This window comes from Novosphingobium ovatum (genome assembly GCF_009909235.1).
In the GTDB taxonomy this organism is placed as follows: domain Bacteria; phylum Pseudomonadota; class Alphaproteobacteria; order Sphingomonadales; family Sphingomonadaceae; genus Novosphingobium; species Novosphingobium ovatum.
This window is the reverse complement of sequence record NZ_JAAAPO010000002.1, coordinates 205,536-225,502: the sequence shown is the minus strand read 5'-3', so window position 1 is coordinate 225,502 and position 19,967 is coordinate 205,536. Positions and strand designations below refer to the sequence as shown.

The following is a 19,967-nucleotide window of genomic DNA, read 5'->3' as shown; positions in this document are numbered from 1 at the left end:
AGCGGTTGAAAACAGGTGGCAACGCATCCGCGCGACATGACGGCCACCCGGACCAAAGCCACCTTCCACGCGTCCACGAAGAACGCCCAGGGCGTGCAAAAGCGAATCAATCTTAGTGCACAAAAAGCACCAATGCCTTTGCACACCTGTGCAGGGCGATCAGCGCACCGCGCCCTGATCCAGCGGAGCCTGCCAGCCCAGGCCCATCGCCTTGGCCAGCGCGACATAGGCAAGGCTAACCTGCGCCCGGTCCCCCGCCGCCGTGATACGCGCGTTCAAAAACCGTACCACCGCCTCATAGGCGGCCAATTGCGATGTGCTGCCGGCCTCGGCGCGGATCAGTTCCAGATCCATCGTCTTGCCCGCCATGCTTACCTGATCAGCCGATTGGCTGGCCACAGCGCGCGCCGCGCCAAACCGGGTCACGGCCCCTTCGGCGTCCTGTAACGCGGCCAGCACCGCCTGCCGATATTGCGCCAACGCCGCTTCCTGCCCGCCACGCGCGGCGCGCACGCCTGCCTCTACCCGACCGAAATTGGGGAAATCCCATGTCAGTCGCGGCAACACAGCCGCCGCGCCAGCCGAGGTGTCAAACATCGCTTCCGGACTGCTCCCGCCCAGCCCCACCAGACCCAGCACCGAAACCGAAGGGTAACGCCGCGCCAACGCCACGCCCACCCCCGCGCTGGCCGCGGCATAGGCGCGCTCGGCCGCGCGGATATCGGGTCGGCGGGCCAGAATATCGCCCACCGCGCCTGTCACCACCTGTGGCGGGGCCTGTGGAATGACCGCGGGCTTCAAACCGTCAAGCGCGCCGGGCGCCTGCCCGGTCAGCACCGCCAGCCCATCGCGCAAGGTCACGATGTCAGCCATGGCGGCGGCCTGCGCGCCCTGCGTCGCGGCGATCTGCGCCTGTACCGCCTGCACACCCTGCGCCGTGCCGGTGCCCCCCGCCAACCGCGCCTGCGCCAATGTCAGCATCCGCTGCTCGGCCTCGGCCCGTTTTTGCAACAGGTCCAGCACCGTTTCCCGCCCGCGCATCAGGACATAACTGCGCGCGATCTCGGCGGCCAGCATCACCTGCACATCGGCCACGCGCGCCTGCGCCACCTGCGCCTCGGCGCGGCGCTGCCTGGTCTGCTGGCGCTTGCCGCCCCAGATGTCGGCCTCCCACTGCGCGTCAAAGCCCAGATTATAGAATGTCGCGCTGCCCAGCCCCTCTGGCAACTGGGCATGAAGCATCCCGGCCGCCGGGCGCAAGCCCGGCATCCCATCAGCGCGCGCCGCCAGCACGCCCGCGCGCGCCTGTTGCAAGCGCGCCTGCGCGACCGCCACCTGCGGCGCGTTCAACAACCCCTGTGCGATCAGTCCGTTCAGTTGCGGGTCGTTCAACGCTTCCCACCATTGCGCCGAAGGCACCAGCGCGCCCTCGCCCGCAGGCTCTGCCCGGACCAGCGCGCGCACAGGGGGCACCAGCGCGGCCGGTGGCGCATAATCGCGCCGGCCTGCGCATCCCGATAACAGCACCCCGGCGCCCAGCACCAGCCAACAGGCGATCCGTCCCCGCATCAATGCCCCATCCCACCAGCGCGCGCCGAGGATATCGGCCGCAACAACAGCACCATCGGCATCACCAGCAGCGTTGCCGTGGCCAGCGCCATGAACACATCATTGAACGACATCACCAGCGCCTCGCGCAGCACCTGGTTGTCGATCAGACGATAGGCCGCAACCAAACCTTCGGGCCCGCCGCCCCATTGCCCGGCATATTGCGCCAATTGCCCCTGCACAGCGCCATCATTTGCCGCCAGCCCGGCGTGCAACTGCCAGTGGTGCAGTTCCAGCCGCTGGTCCTGAAAACTGGCCACCGCCGCCAGCCCGACCGAGGCCCCCATGTTGCGCGCCACGACATACAGGCTGGAGGCTTCACCAGCGTCCTCTGCCGGGACGGAACTGATCGCCACCTGCTGCAACGGCAGCGCCGCCAGCGTCAAGCCCAGCCCCAGCAGCACCATGGTGATCGAAAACGTCGCCCCGTCCGACATCGGCGACAAATGCGTCGCCATCAACGAAGCCCCGGCCTGCACCAGAAACGCGCCTCCCACCAACAAGCGGACATCCACCCGCGACACCAGCACCGGAAACAGCGCAGACGCGAAAATCGCTGTGCCCCCGGCCATCGCGATCACTTGCCCCGATTGCAGGGCGTTATTGCCCGCGATTGTCGCCAGAAACTGTGGCACGGCAAACATGGTCGAGAACATCAACCCGCCCGCCACCAGCATCAGGCACACCACCGCCGCCAGCGACCGGTTGCGCAACAGGCTTAGCCGGATCACCGGACGCAAGGCCAGACGCTGCCCCGCTGCCACCAGCGCAAAGCCGGTCACCGACACCAGCGCCAGCGCCCGGATCAGGCCGCTGTCGAACCACTGCTCGCGGTGGCCTTCCTCCAGCAGCACGGTCAAGCCGCCCAGTCCCAGCACCATCCCGGCAATCCCGGCCCAGTCGGCGCGGCGCAATTCCTGCCAATCGCCATCGCGATGTTTCAGCCCCATCAGCAACAGCACCACCAGTCCGGCGCAAATCGGCAGGTTCATGAAGAACGCATAGCGCCAACTGTAATGTTCCGTCATCCAGCCGCCCAGCAACGGGCCAACAATCGGCCCCAGCAACGCGGCCGCGGCAAAGCATGCCATGCCGATCGCCTGTTGCGCGGGTGGCAGGCGGGTGGCCATGATCGTCATCGCGGTGGGGATCATGGCCCCGCCCGCCAGCCCCTGTCCAACGCGCCCCAGGATCATCGTGTTCAGATCAGGCGCAATCCCGCACAGCATCGAAAAACCGACAAACCAGATCGAGGCGATCAGCAAAAACCGCCGCAACCCCAGCATCCGGTCAAACCAGCCGGTCAGCGGGATCACCACAATCTCTGCCGTCAGATAGGCGGTGCCGATCCACGTGCCTTCGGATTGGGTGGCGCCGATTTCGCCCTGAATCACCGGCAGCGCGGAATTGACCACCGAAATGTCCAGCATCGCCATGAACGCGCCGAGCGTCCCCGCTGCCACCGCCAGCCAAGCCGACAGATCGGCGCGCTCGGGCGGGGCCTCGGCGTTCACCGCGCTCACCGCGCGCCGGCCTGCCGTTCGGTCTCACGCGCGATGGCGTCCAACTCGCCCTTGGCCGCGCGGGTGTCGACCGTCACGTTCAGCGACAACCCCGGCACCAGCACCCGGCGCGCCTGCGGCCCGGCCTGAATGCGGATGCGCACCGGCACGCGCTGAACGATCTTGGTAAAATTACCCGTGGCGTTCTGCGGCGGGATAAGGCTGAAATTGGCCCCCGTCCCCGGCGTCACACTCTCGATCGCCCCATGAAAGGTAATCCCCGGCAGCGCGTCGGCGGTGATCTCCACCGGCTGACCGGGGCGCATCAGCCCGACCTGCGTTTCCTTGAAATTGGCCACGACATAGACATCGCCCGCCGGAACAAGGGTCAACAGCCGCATGCCGGGCTGAACAAACTGACCCACCCGCACCGCCCTGCTGGCGACACGGCCCGCCATAGGCGCGGTCAGATGGGTGGCGTTAAGGTCGTTGGTGGCGGCGCGCTCGGCCACTTGGGCGGCCTGTTCACGCGCGCTGGCCTGACGCGTTTGCGCCCCCAAGGCGGCGACGCGCAGCCGCGCCTGATCCAGCGCGGCGCCCTTGGCGGCGACATCGGCGCGGGCCTTTTGCTCGGCCGTGGTCAGGCCCGACAGCTTTTCCGCCGGTTCCGCGCCTGCGGCCACCAATGGGCGATAACGCCTCACCTCGGCGCTGGCATGGTCCAGATCGGCTTGCGCGGCCGTCAGCGCGGCGGTAGCGACCCCCACGGCGGCTTGCGCCTCGGCAACGGCGGCATCACTGGCGCCGATTGCTGCGCGCGCGTTCACCACATCGGCCTGCGCCGACGACAGCCGCGTCGCGTAATCCACCGGATCAATATCCACCAGCGCCGCGCCCGCATGCACGTCCTGATTGTCAGCCACCCGCACCGCTTTGACATAGCCGGCCAGTTTGGCCGCGATGGCAACGGAATCCGCCTGGATCGTGGCGTCATTGGTCGATTCAAAATAGCGCCCATGCGTGGCATAGCGATAATAGCCCGCCCCGGCCCCCACGAGGGCCAACGCCGCCACGCCCGCGCCGATCTGCTTTACCCCAACAGCCATCGATGCCCTTCCCCGCCCGCGTATTACCCACGCGAGTTCTGTCGCTCACCCTGTTATCGGATCGGTGTACTAAGGATTTCCTCTGCCCCCCGCAAGAGGCGTTAATCTTTCAGATTTCAATGAATTATTAATGCTATCCGTAACGCATTTGCCCAATGCACAGCGTTTTTACATGACCGTGCCGAAAATGCACCACTGGCTTGCCGGCAGGTGCGACAACAGGCACAAGACGAATGACCGGCATGGCCCCGCAAATTTGCGCTGGCGCAAAGATGCCCCCGTCAGAACCTGCAATATGGCATAGAATTAAGCCAATTGGTACAAAGCCAAACGGCCCGCCCCAAGATGCAGGACCCCCGCCGTGCTGGAACGTGAACATATTGAATTCGTGCAGTCACAGATGCTGCCGTGGCTGCGCATTGGCGCGGGGCTGGCCCGCCCCGATGCCGAGATCAAGCTGCTCTCACGCGATGAGGCCGATGGCGCCTGCTCGGTGCTGCTGCGCTTCCCGCCAGGTTGGAGCCGCGAGGGGCCCGAACACCTGCTGGCTGACGAAGAATTCTACGTGCTGGAAGGCGACATTGAACTGAACGGCGCGGTCTATGGCCCGGACTGCTATGCCTTTTTGCCCGCAGGCTGGACGCGGCACACGACGCGCTCGACCAAAGGCTGCGTGTTGCTGGCTTTTTACGACCGCGATCCCAAACTGATCGCCACCGCCGGAGACGGCACCGCCGAAACGTCCGAGCGCGCCATTCCGTTTCTGGATGCGGCAGCGATGCCGTGGGACATGACGCTGAACGACCCCAACCTCAAACATCTGGGTATCAGCCGCAAGAACCTGCGCACCGATCCGGTAACGCAAGAGCGCACTTTCCTGTCGCTGGTGCTGCCGCAGGCCATCCCGCAGGGCAACAAGGGCCCGCAGGAAACCCACCCGATCGTCGAGGAAGCCTATTTGATCGCCGGATCACTGACCGGACCGCAGGGGACAATGCACCCCGGCGCCTATTTCTGGCGCCCCCCGCATATCAAGCATGGCCCCTATGGCGCGCGCTGGGGCTCGGTCTCGCTGATCCGCTTTGTCGGGGGCAAGCATGTGAACGTCTGGACGCCCGAAGAGGCGCCCTTTGATCTGGCCGCGCCCTATGCGCCCGATCTGCCGCCGCGTTTGGCGCATTTGACGAATTGGCCCTACACCCCGCCCCCGGCCTATTAAGGCGCGTTGGGACCCGGAGGCGGGACAGGGTCGGGGGCGGCGGCGTGTTGTTGGCACGGCGCCGCCCCCGCTTCGCTTTTCCGCTCTTGATAACGCGGGGCAAGCACGGCAACTTACACCTGCATAAGAGGCGGCGCGCCGCGCCCGATGGAGAGGGAATTTGCCGATGTCTGACACCACCTTTTCGCGGCGGGGCAAGGCCTTGCTGAAGCGCCCGGCGCTGTATGGCGTCGCGCTGGCCACATTGTGCCCCGCCGCGCTGGCTCATGCCGCCCCGGCCAGGCCCGCGCCCAAACCGGCCAGCATCGACGCGCGCTGCACCGCGCTGGTGGGGCGTGCAGGCTTTGGCGCGAATGTGGTGATCACCAATGCCAAACATGTCGCCGCAGGGCCGATGGCCGCCGAACCGGGCGCGCCGCCCGCCGCCCCCATCACCCTGCCCGCCCATTGCCGCGTCGAAGGCGTGATCAACCAACGCACCGGCTTTGGCGGCAAAGCCTATGGCATCGGCTTTGCGCTGGCGCTGCCCGACGTGTGGACGGGGCGTTTCCTGACACAGGGCGGCGGCGGGCTGAACGGCATGGTGCGCGCGCCCATCGGCGGCGCGGCGGCCGGACGCACGCCTGCCCTGCTGCGCGGCTTTGCCGTGGTCAGCCACGACAGCGGGCACAAGGGCGCGGTGTTTGACGCTGCCTTCATGGCCGATCAGCGCGCCAATCTGGACTTTTCCGAAACATCGGTCCGCGTCGTGACCGAAGCGGCCAAGGCCATCACCGCCGCCTATTACGCCAAGCCGATCGCACACAGCTATATGGCGGGCTGTTCAACCGGCGGGCGGGAATCGATGCTGGCGTTCCAGCGTTACCCCGAATTGTTCGACGGCGTGGTGGTGGGCGCGCCCGCGATGCGCACCGGCAACTCCAATCTGGCGATGCAGCACGCGGCGGTGCAATTCAATCAGGCCGCCCCCCGCGATGCCAGCGGCGCCCCCCAATTCGACCGCATCTTTTCCGATCTCGACCGCAAGACCATTCTCAACGGGTTGCTGGAGCAATGCGATGGGCTGGACGGGCGCAAGGACGGGATGATCATGCATGTCGCGGGCTGCCGCTTTTCCCCGGCAAAGCTGATCTGCGCCCCCGGCCAGACCGCCAATTGCATCACGCAGGCCCAGTCCGACGCCATTGACCGCGCGTTCCAACCCCCTCGTGACCGGGCGGGCAATGCGCTCTACAGCCGTTATCCGTTTGACACCGGGATCACTTTTACCGGGCGCGGCATTCCGGGCTTCCTGTCCAGCGGGCGGCTGAACCCGGTCGGCCCGCCCACCAACACGCTGAGCATCGATGTTGACGCCCGCATCGCCGCCATCCGCGCTGACGCGGGCCAGCGCCTGACCGACACCGATGTGTGGACCAACCTCTCCACCTTCCTGGGCCATTCGGGCAAGGTCTTGTTCTATCACGGCGTCTCCGATCCGTGGTTCTCGGCATTTGACACGTGGGATTATTGGCAGCGCGCGGCAGTGGCCAATGGCGCGGCCTTCACCGATGCCAGCCGGTTCTATATGGTGCCGGGCATGGGCCATTGCGGCGGCGGCGATGCGTTTGACAGCTTTGACCTGCTGGGTGCAGTGGTAGACTGGGTGGAAAAGGGCGCCGCCCCTGATGCCGTCATTGCCAGCCGCAGCACGGGGGGCGATGAACAGCGTCCGCTGTGCCCCTATCCGGCCTATGCGCATTATCTGGGCGGCAATCCGGCGCTGGCCGCCTCCTATGCCTGTCGCAAGGCCGAGTGACGCACAAAAAGGGGGCCGCCCACGCCGGGCAGCCCCCTGATTTTGCCATGCGGGCCCGTGTCAGGCCTGCACCACCGTCTGATCGATCATGCCGAACGGCGTGCTGCCATCGGCCAGACGCGCTTCCATCCGCACCCGGTCGCCATAGGCCATAAAGGCGGTGGTGGCGCTGCCATCGGCGATCATCTCGATCGCGCGGCGTTCGGAGATACAGGCCGACCCGCGCGTGGCATAGCCCGCGTTCGACACCGTGCCCGAGCCAATGATCGTGCCCGCCACCAGATCGCGCGTCCGCGCGGCATGGGCCACCAACTGCGGGAAGGACCAAGCCATTTCCTCGCCATTGACGAGGCCAAACTGCGCGCCGTTCCATTCGACAAACAGATCGGCGCACACCCGGCCATCGCGCCATTGATCGCCCAGCACATCGGGCGTCACGGCAAAGGGCGCCATGCCACAGGGGGGCTTGGCCTGCACCCAGCCAAAGCCGGTCTTCATCTCCACCGGCGCCACCGCCCGCAGCGACCAGTCATTGATCTGAACGATCAGCTTGATATGGCTGGCCGCCTCCTCGACACTGACGCCCATGGGGACGGCATCGACGATGATGCCAAACTCGCCCTCGAAATCGATGCCCAGCGCGGGATCGTTGAACGGCACATTGGCGGTGGGGGCATAGAAACGGTCGGACAGCCCCTGATACATCAGCGGGCGATCGGTCGGCACCGGCGGCAGGTGGAACGCCACCTGCATCAGTTCGCCATGCTGATTGAACGCCGAGCCGTCCAACCATTGCCAAGAACGCGGCATCGGCGCGATGATCCGCGCCGGGTCCAGCGCCCCACCCTGCCCCTGCGCCAACAGGCCCGACAGGCGCTCCAGCACGGGGGCGGCATCGGCCCAGTTCTCGATGGCCGACAGCAGGGTCAGGCCTGGGGCCGCCAGATAGCGCGCGCCATCATCCGAAACCACGACCAGTTCGCCATCAGGCTTGCCATTGTGCAAAGTTGCCAGACGCATGAGGCTTAGTCCTCTAGAATCGCGACGGCGCGGGTCCAGCCGGCCGAGGCGCCCTTGATCTTGTGCGGGAAGCACGAGACGATGAACCCGTTGGCAGGCAGCGCCTCCAGATTATGCAGCTTTTCCAGATGGCAATAGCCGATGTCGCGGCCCGCCTTGTGGCCTTCCCAGATCAGGCTGGTGTCGCCCGTTTCCTTGACCTTTGCCGCGGTATAGCTGAACGGCGCGTCCCAGCTCCACGCATCGGTGCCCGTCACGCGCACGCCGCGCTCTGTCAGATACATCGTCGCGTCATAGCCCATGCCGCAACCGACATTGACGAAATCCGGGCGGCCCAGCGCCATGCCCGCGGCCGTGTTGACCAGCACGATATCCAGCGGTTGCAACTCATGGCCGATACGCTTCAGCTCGTCCTCGACATCCTGCGCCGTCACGACATAGCCGTCGGGGAAGTGGCGGAAGTCCAGCTTGACCCCATTCTGGAAACACCATTCCAGCGGCACCTCGTCGATGGTGATGGCCCGTTCAGGCGTGCCATCCTTGCCATCCATCGTCGGGTGGAAATGCCACGGCGCGTCCAGATGGGTGCCGTTATGCGTGGTCAGCGTGATCGTCTCGGACGCGGCAAAGCCCTCACCGCCCGGCATCGCCTCGGCGGTGATGCCCGGAAAGAAATGGCCCGCCTCGACCACGGTTTCATGGTGGGTCTGGTATTCGATCTTGGGCCGCATGAACGGCGGATCGGACACCACATCGTTGCACAGCGTGATCGACAGATCGATAAAACGACGCGCCATCGTTGCAATTCCTTATGTTTATGCGGCCAATGCCGCCTTTAGCCCGATGGGCGTGATATAGGCTGCCAACGCGGCCCCAAACACCAGCTTGGCCGCCAGCGCCGGGATCAGCGGCAATTGGGTGGCCCCCGCCAGCATCAGCACCGCAGCCGCCAAAGCCACAGCCGCCACCGCCGAGGCCGCCCCCAGCAACAGCGCCCGCACCATCAGCAGGCGTGGCAGGCGTGAAGGCGTGGGATAGGCCTCGACGTTGCCGCTGCGCCGCGCCTTGGCGGCCAAAGCGCCCGGCACCAGCGTGGCCATCAGCCCGATCATGAAGGCCTGAGGCCCGAAATCAAACACATAATGGCCTGCGCCCCACACCATCACCGGCCCAGACAGGCCAAACACCGCGACAAAAAACACCAGGCTGAGCACGGTGTTGATCGCGATGCTGACCCGCGTTTCGCGGGCAATATAGGTGGCGCAGTCCATCATGGTTCTCCCAAAGGTTGAAAATCAGCCCCGGGTCTTACCGTCCAACGTCTGCGCAAACCAATCAGCAATATAGTCACGGCCATAAGCCATGTTGTCAGCGCCGACATGTTCGACCCCGCCTTCGCGCGCGGTAAAGATCTTCAGCTCACGCCGGGGGCTGTTGACCAGCTGGTTGTAGCAGTCATGGGCATAGGCCACGCTGATCTGGCGATCGTCGGCCCCATGCGTCACCAGAAACGGCACGCGCACGGTGTCCATGTGACCGTTCAGGTTCATCGCCTCGGACTTGGCCAGGAAATCCTCCATGGTGTCCGCGCCAAACGCCCACATCACATGCGCCCAGTAATGCGGCACGGGGTTCTCGCCCTCGCGCTTCATCCGCTTGTCCTGCACCTCACGCCAGTTGTGGTTGGCGCCCCAGCAGGCGCCGCTGGCAAAGCGCGGCTCATAGGCCACCGCGCGCGGGGCAAAATGGCCGCCCAGTGAAATGCCGGTCATGCCGATCCGCTTGGGGTCAACATCGGGCTGGGTCTCCAGCCAGTCGACCGCGCGGCTTGCCCAGCGCTCGCTGTCGGGCGCCACGGGCAGGTTCTGCAACCGCAGCGCCTCACCCGAACCGGGCTGATCGACACACAGGGTCGAGATGCCGCGACGGGCCAGCGCCTCGGGCAGGCGCGACCAATAGAGCAGTTCCTTGCAGCTATCGAGGCCGTTGCAATAGACCACCACCGGGCGCGGACCTTCGCCAGCGCCACGGGTGTAGAGCGCCGACATCGTCGCGCCGGCCGGATAGGCATCGCCCAGAGGGATCTCGACCCGCTGACGGTTGATGCCGCCCAGTTCGGTCGACTTCTCAAATGTGGCCAGCGCGCGGGCATAGGTTTGCGCCCGGCCCGGCGCGCCGTGGCCCTGCATCCGCTCGGCCACGAACAGGTAAAGCGAGGCGCGTTCCAGCTTGTCGCTGGCCGAGAAGAAGCGGCCATCGGCCTCATCCTCGGCGGCCAGTTCGATCAGCTTGTCACCCATCGCCGCCCACTGCTTCATAAAGGCGGGCGTACCAGCATCCCCGCCACCAGCGGCAGCCTCGATGATCGGCTGACACATGTCGACGATTTCACCGATCTGCCCACCGCTTTCCAGCGCGATGGCGACCGACAGGTTCCAGATATAGTTTGGAAAAGGCGAATACAGAGCCACCGGATCAGCCCTCCACCGCGACGAACAGGCCGGGATTTTCATGCGGATGCGGCAGCGTCTGCGGCCCGCCCACACCAATGCCCCACTGGTCCATCACCATCGGCGCGGGAGCATAGACGGTTGGCTCGCGGGTTTCGAAATCCACCACTTCCAGATCGCTGGTATATTCGGTGACGAAACCACCCGGCGTGACGAAATAGCTGAAGGTGTTGTTGCCCGCCGTGTGACGGCCCGGCCCCCAGCCGATGTTGACGCCCTGCTGCTTGAGGCGATGGATGCCGCGCATCACATCGTCCACGCCCAGCATGTCATAAGCCACGTGGTTCAGACAGGCCGGCCCCGGCAGGATGGCGAAACGGTGGTGGGCATCATTGCAACGCAGGAAGCACATGAAATCGCCCAGCCAATCCGAAGCCTTGAAGCCCAGCACGTCGCAGAAGAACGCCACCAGCGCGTGGTGGTTGGGCGAATGCAGCACGATATGGCTGATCTTGACCGGCACGCCGTCCCAGCGTTCCAGCTCGCGCTTGGCTCCGCGCGCGACACCGGCGCTGATCTCCATCTGGATGCCATCGGGCGAGAAAAAGCGGAAGCCATAGCCGCCGCCCGGCGTGGTCAGGTCGCGGGGCGCATGGACGATCTGGCAACCGGCGGCCTCAACCTTGGCGGCCAGCGCGTCGACGTCAGCGTTGCTGTCGGCGGCCAGCGCGATCACATCAACACGGGCCTCATCGGCGGCGCGCAAACGCACGACATGGTGTTCGTCATGGCCCTGCGCCTTGAACCAGCGCATGTCATCATCCGAAGGCACCGCCTCCAGACCCCAGACATTGGCGTAATAATTGGCCTCGGCGTCGATGTCGGTGACGCCATAGCCCACATAGCGGATTTCGGTAACGCGGCTCATTGGGGGTATCCTGTGTGCAAGAATGGGGGCGAACCACCGCCGCAAAGGGGGCGGCGGCGGTCCATGAAAACGCGATCAGATCGGCTGCGAGACGATGGCGAACATTTCCGCCGTTGCCTTGGCATTGTCGACGGGCGGGCCCTTGCCGATCTGGCCGTGGCAGATCTCCAGGCTCTTCTCGACGATAAAGCGGCAACGCTCGAACCGGCGGTTGCGATAGGCGGCAAAGGCTTCCTGGGGGGTAGCTGCCTTGGCGATCTCGTCGGCCAGCACGATGCTGTCCTCGATCGCCATGCCCGCGCCCTGACCCAGATGCGGGGTGGTGGCATGCACCGCATCGCCCAGCAGCACAACGCGGCCCTTGTGCCAGTCGCCATACAGCATCATGCCCTCCAGCGGGCGATAGACGACGCCAGCGTCATCGGTGATCTGTTCGGCCAGCGCCTGAATGGCGGGCGCGGTATTGGCCAGCTTTTCGCGCATTTTGGCGGCGATACCGGCGGTGTCATACCACGGATTGCCGGGCTCGGGCGTGGTGACATACATGTACATCAGGTCTTCGCTGATCGGCACCAGGCCAACGCCGGTCGGGCCGTTATAGACATGCAGCGCGTCCAGATCGGCCGGACGCTTGAAGTTGTAGCGCCACACCGACTGGCCAGTGAACTGCGGCTTTGGCGCATCGGGCAGGATCGCCTGACGCGTGGCCGAAAACACGCCATCTGCGCCCACCACGATGTCATAGCAGCCGGTACTGCCGTCAGAGAAGGTGACGTTGACCGCATCGCCGGTATCCTCGATCGCCGTGGCGGTGACACCCAGACGGATCTGCGCACCTGCGGCAATGGCGGTGTCGCCCAACAGCTTGTGCAGGGCGGGACGGCCGATGCCCATGTTGGCGGGCAGGCCCGGCGCGACCGGGTGACCGGGGATACGGGCAATCTTGTCGCCGTTGGGAAGATAGATTTCCACCGCGTCAAACCCGACGCCCGCGGCCAGATAGCCCTCCAGAATGCCCAATTCCTTGGCCGCCGACAGGACGTTCGACTGCTGGATGATGCCCACGCCATAGACGGCCCAATTGGGGTCGCGTTCGATCACTGTAACGGTGTGATCGGCCTTGCGCAGAGCGATGGCGCTGGTCAGGCCGCCAATGCCGCCACCGATCACCAATACGTTCAGATTGTTCATCATCAGGCTCCCTTGGCAGGCGCCCGACGCGGGACACAGCACTGCCGTTGATCTGTTTCGGCAGGCATCTAAGGGAGGCAGGCAGGATATGTAAAAGTCATTATTGTGATCCAGATGGATCAATATTGGTTATGCTTTTGCAACTCACCCCACCGCCGCATTGGCCGCCAGGCGCAACTGTTCGCGCAGCCACAACAAGCCCGCATCCTCGCGGCGGGATTCGTGGAACTGCACCATTTCACGCAAACGCGGGAACGGGAAAGGCATCGGCGCAAAGGCAATGTCGAATTGCGGCAACATCGCCTGCACCAAGCGTTTGTGCAACACCGCCAGACGTGGCGTATTTTGCAGGAACCACGGCACGCTGGCAAAGGAACCGACCTCGATCTCGATGCGGCGGGGCCGCCCCATGCGCGCCAATTGCGTGTCGGCAAAGGTGGCCGAACGCGCTGGCCCCAACGCCACGCCCACATGGCCCGCGGCAAAAAAGTCGTCCGCGCTCAGGCCTCGGGTGAACAGCGGGTTGCCCGCCCATCCCACCACCACCTGCTCCTCTTCATACAGGAATTCAGAAGGGTGCCACGGCGCAAGCAAGGGTTCGGGCGTCACCAACAGGTCAATCCGACCACCGTCCAGCGCCTCGGCGTTGCGCTCTGTTGGCAGCACCACCTCCAATTGCACCTGCGGCGCTGCCACCCGCAACCGTTCCGCCAGGCCCACCAGCACCGCCACCATCACATAGTCCGACGCGTTGATCCGGAACCGCCGGGTCGAGATCGCCGGATCAAAACCGGCCGGCGTGGCAATGGCCAGTTCGACGCTTTGCAGCGAGCGCTGGATCTGTGGGTACAACGCCTCGGCAAATGGCGTGGGGTGCATCCGCTTGCCCACCAGCACCAGCATCTCGTCCCCGAACGAGGCGCGCAACCGGCGCAGCGCCGCGCTGACCGCTGGCTGGGTCAGGCTCAACCGCTCGGCCGTGCGGGTGACGCTGCGCGTTTCCATCAGCGCGTCAAACACCACCAACAGGTTCAGATCGAGGTTTTTGAAGCGCATACCATCCATACAGACGATTTTTCATCGCCTGCCCTTCGCATAAACGGATATCACAGCTACGCCACACCCCGCCCCCGCGCAAGTCCGCCACGCAAAAGGGGCGCTGGCCTTGCGACCAACGCCCCCTTGCGACGAACGTGATGTTCAGATCAGAACTTGGTCGACACGCGCACGCCAAAGGTGCGCGGCGCCTGGAACTGATAGGTGTTCTTGCCCGCGACATAGTTGCGCGCGGCATTGGCCAGCACCACCTTGTCGGTGAAGTTGCGGAGATAGGCGTCCAGCTGCCACCCGCTGTTGTCAGGGCGATAGGTGATCTGGAAATTGCCCGTGACATACGGGGCCGAGCGCGTGTCGGAATCGTTGAACACGTCGTAATAGAAGTCCGACGAATACTTGCCATCCAGACGCGGGGTCACGGTTGCGCCGCCGACGCTAAACGCCTTTTCCACGCCAAAGGTGGCGACGAAACCGGGCGCGTTGGGCAGGCGGTGGCCGCTGATGTCGCGGTTGTTGCCAGCGCCGTCACGCACCACGATGCCCTGACCAAACTCGGTCTTCAGCACGGCCATGTTGGCGTCCACGCGCACACCACCGGGCAGCGCCGCGATGGTCTGCAATTCGGCGCCATAGATCTTGGCCGAACCCACGTTAAAGATGCCCGCACCGCCCGAGAGCGCGGCTTCCGAACGCGAGGCCTGATAGCCGCGATAGTCGAAGTAGAACGCCGAGGCATTCACCTGCAACTTGTTGCCAAAGAAGCGGTTCTTGGTGCCGATTTCCCATGCCGACAGCTTTTCCGGGGCATAGGAGACCGAGGCGGCCGAACCGTTCGAGTTGAACCCGCCCGACTTGTAGCCGGTGTCGAACTTGGCATAGATCAGGCTGGCCGGCGAAACCTGATAGTCCAGACCCACGTGATAGGTCGGCTGCGAGGTGCTCATCGCGCCATTGCCGGGGGTCGAGCCCGTGGTGAAGGGGAAGACAAAGCCCCATTCCGGGAAAGCCAGCGCCGGGAAGTTCAGCGTTGCCTGACCGGTGCGCAGCTTGCTGTCCCAGGTGTTGCGCGCGCCCAGCGTCAGCTTGATCTGGTCATTCACGCGGAAAGCCACCTGGCCAAACACCGCGTCCGACTTGGTCAGGATGTCATAGTCAAACTTGATGCCATACTGCCCGGCCTGGCTCAGGAACGCCGAGGCACCGCCCGTGGCGTAGGCACCGGTCATCGCCACGTTATACAGGCCCGAATTGATCGTATTGCGTTCCTGGAAATGGAACCAGCCCACCTGGAAGAACAGGCGGCTGTTGACCGAATTGGACAGGCGCACTTCGTGGTTCCAGGTCTTGGGGTCCTCGCCCTGGATGAACTGGCGATAGGCGGGGTAAACCGGGCCGGTCGCGTCCGTGCGGTGGCGATAGCTGGAATTGTCATAGCCGCCGGCATAGACCAGCGTCAGATCGGCGGGCAGACGGTCATAGGACACTTCCCAACGCAGCCGGTCGGCGGTCAGGTTGGTGGCGGTGACGGTGGTGTTGGCAAAGGTCTTGCCATCGCCAAAGTCAGGGCGCACCGCCAGCGTCGAATCCATCGTCACATCGCCGACATTGTTGATCTTGTCGTGCTGGTACGAGGCCCAGATCTTCAGGCCATCGACCGGCTTCCACGCGAACTGGATACGGCCCGAGAGCACATCGCTGTCATCGCCACGCAGGCCCTGACCATTGTAGATGCCCGTCAGGTTGCGATAGCCGTCACGCAGGTGATAGGTGCCCGAAGCGCGGACCTGAAACGCATCGCTGGCGGCATAGTTAAAGCCCAGATCCGCGTCGATCGCGTTGTAATTGCCATAGCCGAGCGCGGCATAACCGCCGGTCTTGTTGCTGGGACGGTTGGTGATGATCGAGACCAGACCGCCGGTCGAGTTGCGACCGTTCAGCGTGCCCTGCGGACCTTTGAGCACTTCGACGCGCGCCAGATCGTACATCGAGGACTGAATGTTGAACGAGCGGTTGGTGTAGAAACCATCGCGCGCGATCGGCACCGAGGGATCGCCCGTTTCGGTCACATCGGTCGAGGCGATGCCGCGCACCGCGACATAGGCCGCGCCCGTGCTGCTGGTGATGTTGACGCTGGGGTCGATCGCGGCCAGCGCCGAAACGTTCGAGACGCCCTTGGTCGCCAGCTCCGCGCCCGAATAGACAGTCAGCGCGATCGGGGTCTTCTGGGCCGACGACTCAACGCGGTTGGCGGTGACGACGATCTCGGCGATGCCCCCGGCAGGCTGAGCAGTGCCGCCGGTGGGCTGGGCTTGGGTCTGCGCCTGGGCCACGGCGGGCACGGCAAAAAGGCTGACAGACGCACAAAGCGCTGCGGAAAATCCGCGGTTCATGACAACTCTCCCTGAGATGAGGCTGAAGCGTTCCGCCCACAGCCTTGCAAAATCAAAACACTGGTTCTGAATAGAGGAGCCGGTCGGAGGCTGTCAACACCAGCCCCGTGCGACAATGTGACATTTCGGTCACATCTGCCCTTCCCACGGAGCCAATTTCCCAAGGACCACCGCCCCGTTACCATCCGCCGCAGTGATCACCGCGAGCCGGGAAACACATAGCAGATCAGCGCTTTTTCCCCGGCATCCCGCAGCCGAAAATGGCGCAGTCCGGCGGGCATGCATTTTTTTGCCCTGCCCGACATCTGGGCGCGCGCATGCCCCGAACTACGCCCCGATCACGGCGCGCGTGATGCAAAATCGCGCCATCAATTCACCTACTGAATGACAATGGATCATTAGCATTTATGCGACAATCCGCGCCTGCCCTCGCCTTGCGCGACGGACGCTTGACAATCGCGCGGCAGGCGGCATTATTCAGAACAAATGTTCTAATTACATCTCCGCCGACGACAGGCGGAATGCGTTTGCCCTTGGGGAGAGAGACCCAGATGACCCAATCCGCCGCCCTTCCCCGTATTGCGGGGAAAGCACAGGGCATCACGCTGGTCACGGTGGCGTTTTTGCCAATCGTCGCCATCGTGTCGATGTTCCCCGCCGTGCCCGCCATTATCGAGCATTTCGCCGCCCGCGACCCTTCGGCCATCGCCAAAGTGCCAGCGATGGTGTCCGCCCCCGGTCTGGCGATAGCGGTGCTCTCGCTGTTCGCGGGGTTCTTTGTCGACAAGTTCGGCCGCCGCCGCCTGCTGCTGGGCTCGACCTTCATCTATGGCTTTGCCGGGGCCGCGCCGTTCTTCCTCGACAATCTCGATTCGATCACCCTCTCGCGCTATCTGCTGGGCGTGGCCGAAGCGGCCATCCTGACCACGCTGAACACGCTGATCGGCGACTATTGGGATGAAAAGGGCCGCCGCTTCTGGCTGACCGTGCAGGGCATCTGCGGGCCATTTCTGGGCAGCGCGGTGATCCTGCTGTCGGGCTATCTGACGCATTTCCAGTGGAACGCGATCTTTCTGGTCTATCTGGTTGGCCTGCCGGCCTTTCTGGCCTGCGCGCTGTTCCTGTTCGAACCCGAACAGGACAACACCGCCCGCCAGATGCTGGGCATGGACGAGGACGCCAGCGCTTTCCCGTGGAAGGGCGTGGCCACCTATGGCCTGATCACGCTGTTTGGCGGGGCGCTGTATTACGTCTTCATCATCAATGGCGGGATCGTCTGGTCGGAAATCGGCGTCAAGGACCCGGCCGAGATCGGCAAGATGACCACCATCCCCAGCCTGTTCGTGATGGCGGGCGCGGGCGTGTTCTGGCTGACGGGCAAGATGGGGCCGCGCTGGCAATTGTTCGCGCTGTTCGCGCTGCTGGGCACAGGTCTGGCAATGATGGGCCTGATCCACGACTGGCGCGGCATGGTTGTGGCGATGGCCATCCAACAGACCGGCGCGGGCATGGCGGTCCCTTGCCTGATCGCCTGGGCGCAAAGCCACCTGCCCTTTGCCCATCGCGGGCGCGGCATGGGCATCTGGACCGCCTGCTTCTTCATGGGCCAATTCACCTCGCCGCTGCTGGTCAGTGCGATGCGGGTGGCCGCCGGCAGCATGCAGGGCGCGTTCCTCTATGCTGGTATCGCCGGGCTGGTCTGCGCGGTGGCAGCACTGATTATCGTTTCCGGGCGCGGCGCCAACGCGGCCGCCTGACCCCACCTTCTCGGAGTTCCAAGACATGAAATCGCAAATCAAACGCGGCGTCAGCCTCTACAGTTTTCAGGAAGAGCTGTTTCTGGGCCAGCTGAGCCTTGAGGATTGTGTCAGCTTTGCCGCCGGGATCGGCGCCAATGGCATCGAAATCCTGCCCGAACAGAACATCGCCAGCTTCCCCAACGTGTCCGACGCACAAATCGCCGAACTGCACGCGATGCTGGCCCGCCATGGCGCGCATTTCACCGCCTATGACATGTTCCTTGACACCAAGCGCCGCAAGGACCGCCTGATGAGCGACGAGGAGCAGGTGGAAAGCATCCATCGCGACCTGATCCTGTGCAACCGGCTGGGTATCAGGAACATGCGCATCCTTATCTTTGTCCGCCCGGACATTCTGGAAAAATGCGTGCCGATGGCCGAAAAGCTGGACGTCCACATGGGCGTCGAGGTCCATGCCCCGTGGCATCTGGAACACGCCTGGATCCAGCGCACGATCGAGGTCGCCGATCGCCTGAACACCCGGCATCTGGGCATCCTGCCCGACATGGGCATCTTCATGAAGCATTATCCGCCCGTGATGCGCGCCCGTTACGAGCGTCAGGGCGCCCGCCCCGAGGTGTGCGACTTCATCGTCGACCAGCACGAGCAAAAGGTGATGTGCGAATACACCATCTTTGAGGTCGCGGTAAAAATGCAGGGCAACAAGGCCGAGGTGGCCATGGCCGAAAGCCTGCGCCACAACCCCTATGCCAACCCCAAGCGGATCTATGACTACGCCCCCTATTTCCGCCATATTCAGGCCAAGTTCTATGAGATGACCGAGGACTGCCGCGATCCCGCGCTGGACTATGACGCGGTGATCCCCGAACTGGTCCGCGCCGGCTGGGACGGCACGCTATCGTCGGAATATGAAGGCAACCGCTGGATTCAGGACGTGATGGAGGTCGACAGCCGCGAGCAGGTCCGCCGCCAGCATGTGATGTTCGAACGCCTGATCGCCAAGGCCGAGGCCGATCTGGCCGGAGCGGCCGCGTGAAACGGGCGCTGGCCATTGGCCTGATGGCGGTGGGTCTGGCGGGCGTCGTCGCGCCCGCCGCCCACGCCCAAGGCCCCGCCCCCAGCCGCGAGGCGCTCCCCGCCCCGGCCCAGCCGGGCGCCATCGCGCTGTTGCCCACAGCCCCCGACCGCGAGGTCTGGCACCTGGACAACGGCAATATCGCCGTGCGCAATGTCACGCGCCCGACGCTTACGCCGTTCCTGCCCGTGGGGCGCGGCACCGGGGCTGGGGTGATCATCGCGCCGGGCGGCGGCTTTCTGGGCTTGGCGATCGAGAACGAGGGCTGGCGCATCGCCCGCTATTTCGCCAATCACGGCATTGCCGCCTTTGTGCTGAAATACCGGGTGCTGCCAACCCCGCCCTCGCAGGCTGAGTTTGCCGACCAATTGTCACGCGCCGTGCGCGGCGAAGCGGCCAGTTTCGCCCCGCCCAACGATACCCCGCCCGAAGCGCTGGCCGATGGCCTGTCGGCGCTGCGTTATGTCCGTGCCCACGCGGCCGACTATGGCGTGGATCCCGCGCGGATCGGCTTCATGGGGTTTTCGGCCGGTGGCTTTCTGACCCGCAGCGTGGTGCAGAACGCGGGCGCTGACATGCCCGCCTTTGCCGCGCCGATCTATCCCAACATGGCCGCGATGGAGGTGCCCGCCAACGCGCCCCCGATGTTCGTGGCGATTGCGGCGGATGACTTTCTGCTGGCGCGCTCTGGCGGGCCTATGCTGATCGATTCCTATCGCAAGGCGGGCAAATCGATTGAATTCCACATGTTTTCCGCAGGCGACCACGGCTTTGGCCCCGGCAAAGTGGGCGGCCCCACCGAAGGCTGGCTGGATCTGATGCACCGCTGGCTGCGCACGCGCGGCATTATCAAGGACTGATTGC

The 19,967-nt window shown here is 64.7% G+C and carries 16 protein-coding genes and 1 pseudogene; 6 read left to right on the top strand and 11 right to left on the bottom strand.

Going from position 1 to position 19,967, the window contains the following annotated elements; all coding sequences use genetic code 11:
- Positions 1-159: 159 nt before the first annotated feature.
- The 3 genes from GTZ99_RS05260 to GTZ99_RS05250 are packed head-to-tail and all read right to left on the bottom strand — an operon-like array spanning position 160 to position 4,216.
- Entirely contained in the window at positions 160-1,569 is a 1,410-nt protein-coding gene (locus tag GTZ99_RS05260) for an efflux transporter outer membrane subunit (protein ID WP_161717239.1), read from the bottom strand.
- Positions 1,569-3,131 (bottom strand): DHA2 family efflux MFS transporter permease subunit, encoded by a 1,563-nt coding sequence (locus GTZ99_RS05255; RefSeq protein WP_320076638.1) that lies wholly within the window; start codon positions 3,129-3,131, stop codon positions 1,569-1,571. The genes GTZ99_RS05260 and GTZ99_RS05255 overlap by 1 nt, the downstream gene beginning before the upstream one ends.
- Positions 3,128-4,216: an HlyD family secretion protein gene (locus tag GTZ99_RS05250; RefSeq protein WP_161717238.1), complete on the bottom strand. Its 1,089-nt coding sequence runs from the start codon at positions 4,214-4,216 to the stop codon at positions 3,128-3,130. The genes GTZ99_RS05255 and GTZ99_RS05250 overlap by 4 nt, the downstream gene beginning before the upstream one ends.
- Positions 4,217-4,577: 361 nt before the next feature.
- Here GTZ99_RS05250 and GTZ99_RS05245 point away from each other — a divergent pair, with 361 nt between their 5' ends.
- From GTZ99_RS05245 to GTZ99_RS17105, 3 genes and pseudogenes are all read left to right on the top strand, one after another.
- Positions 4,578-5,435, top strand: coding sequence for a cupin domain-containing protein (locus GTZ99_RS05245; protein WP_161717237.1), 858 nt, complete (start codon positions 4,578-4,580; stop codon positions 5,433-5,435).
- 166 nt (positions 5,436-5,601) lie between these two features.
- Positions 5,602-6,687, top strand: a pseudogene (locus GTZ99_RS05240) (tannase/feruloyl esterase family alpha/beta hydrolase); the annotation flags it as partial.
- A gap of 156 nt (positions 6,688-6,843) precedes the next feature.
- Positions 6,844-7,233 (top strand): tannase/feruloyl esterase family alpha/beta hydrolase, encoded by a 390-nt coding sequence (locus GTZ99_RS17105; protein WP_406818583.1) that lies wholly within the window; start codon positions 6,844-6,846, stop codon positions 7,231-7,233.
- Between the two features lie 60 nt (positions 7,234-7,293).
- On the opposite strand, the gene GTZ99_RS05235 is transcribed toward GTZ99_RS17105, so the two are convergent.
- The 8 genes from GTZ99_RS05235 to GTZ99_RS05200 form a co-directional block, all read right to left on the bottom strand.
- Positions 7,294-8,253: a fumarylacetoacetate hydrolase family protein gene (locus tag GTZ99_RS05235; protein ID WP_161717235.1), complete on the bottom strand. Its 960-nt coding sequence runs from the start codon at positions 8,251-8,253 to the stop codon at positions 7,294-7,296.
- A gap of 5 nt (positions 8,254-8,258) precedes the next feature.
- Positions 8,259-9,050 carry a cyclase family protein gene (locus GTZ99_RS05230; RefSeq protein ID WP_161717234.1) on the bottom strand — a complete coding sequence of 264 codons (792 nt, stop codon included), beginning with the start codon at positions 9,048-9,050 and terminating at the stop codon, positions 8,259-8,261.
- Between the two features lie 18 nt (positions 9,051-9,068).
- Positions 9,069-9,524 carry a hypothetical protein gene (locus GTZ99_RS05225; RefSeq protein WP_161717655.1) on the bottom strand — a complete coding sequence of 152 codons (456 nt, stop codon included), beginning with the start codon at positions 9,522-9,524 and terminating at the stop codon, positions 9,069-9,071.
- A 24-nt stretch (positions 9,525-9,548) separates the two neighbouring features.
- Positions 9,549-10,724, bottom strand: coding sequence for an alpha/beta hydrolase family protein (locus GTZ99_RS05220; RefSeq protein ID WP_161717654.1), 1,176 nt, complete (start codon positions 10,722-10,724; stop codon positions 9,549-9,551).
- A 4-nt stretch (positions 10,725-10,728) separates the two neighbouring features.
- Positions 10,729-11,631 carry a VOC family protein gene (locus tag GTZ99_RS05215; RefSeq protein WP_161717233.1) on the bottom strand — a complete coding sequence of 301 codons (903 nt, stop codon included), beginning with the start codon at positions 11,629-11,631 and terminating at the stop codon, positions 10,729-10,731.
- Between the two features lie 75 nt (positions 11,632-11,706).
- Complete coding sequence (locus GTZ99_RS05210) at positions 11,707-12,822, bottom strand: FAD-dependent oxidoreductase (protein ID WP_161717232.1); 1,116 nt, start codon at positions 12,820-12,822, stop codon at positions 11,707-11,709.
- A 144-nt stretch (positions 12,823-12,966) separates the two neighbouring features.
- On the bottom strand, positions 12,967-13,878 hold the full coding sequence (locus GTZ99_RS05205) for a LysR family transcriptional regulator (RefSeq protein ID WP_161717231.1): 912 nt from the start codon (positions 13,876-13,878) through the stop codon (positions 12,967-12,969).
- A gap of 149 nt (positions 13,879-14,027) precedes the next feature.
- The gene (locus GTZ99_RS05200; protein ID WP_161717230.1) at positions 14,028-16,208 is read right to left on the bottom strand and encodes a TonB-dependent receptor; all 2,181 of its coding nucleotides are present in this window, start codon (positions 16,206-16,208) and stop codon (positions 14,028-14,030) included.
- Positions 16,209-16,819: 611 nt separating this feature from the next.
- Here GTZ99_RS05200 and GTZ99_RS05195 point away from each other — a divergent pair.
- Genes GTZ99_RS05195 through GTZ99_RS05185 form a run of 3 tightly spaced genes read left to right on the top strand, consistent with a single transcriptional unit; the run spans position 16,820 to position 19,963 of the window.
- A complete protein-coding gene (locus GTZ99_RS05195; RefSeq protein WP_161717229.1) occupies positions 16,820-18,025 on the top strand; it encodes an MFS transporter in 1,206 nt (401 codons plus the stop codon).
- Positions 18,026-18,050: 25 nt separating this feature from the next.
- A complete protein-coding gene (locus GTZ99_RS05190) occupies positions 18,051-19,064 on the top strand; it encodes a sugar phosphate isomerase/epimerase family protein (RefSeq protein ID WP_161717228.1) in 1,014 nt (337 codons plus the stop codon).
- Positions 19,061-19,963 carry an alpha/beta hydrolase gene (locus tag GTZ99_RS05185; RefSeq protein ID WP_320076637.1) on the top strand — a complete coding sequence of 301 codons (903 nt, stop codon included), beginning with the start codon at positions 19,061-19,063 and terminating at the stop codon, positions 19,961-19,963. The genes GTZ99_RS05190 and GTZ99_RS05185 overlap by 4 nt, the downstream gene beginning before the upstream one ends.
- The last annotated feature ends 4 nt before the right edge of the window (positions 19,964-19,967 follow it).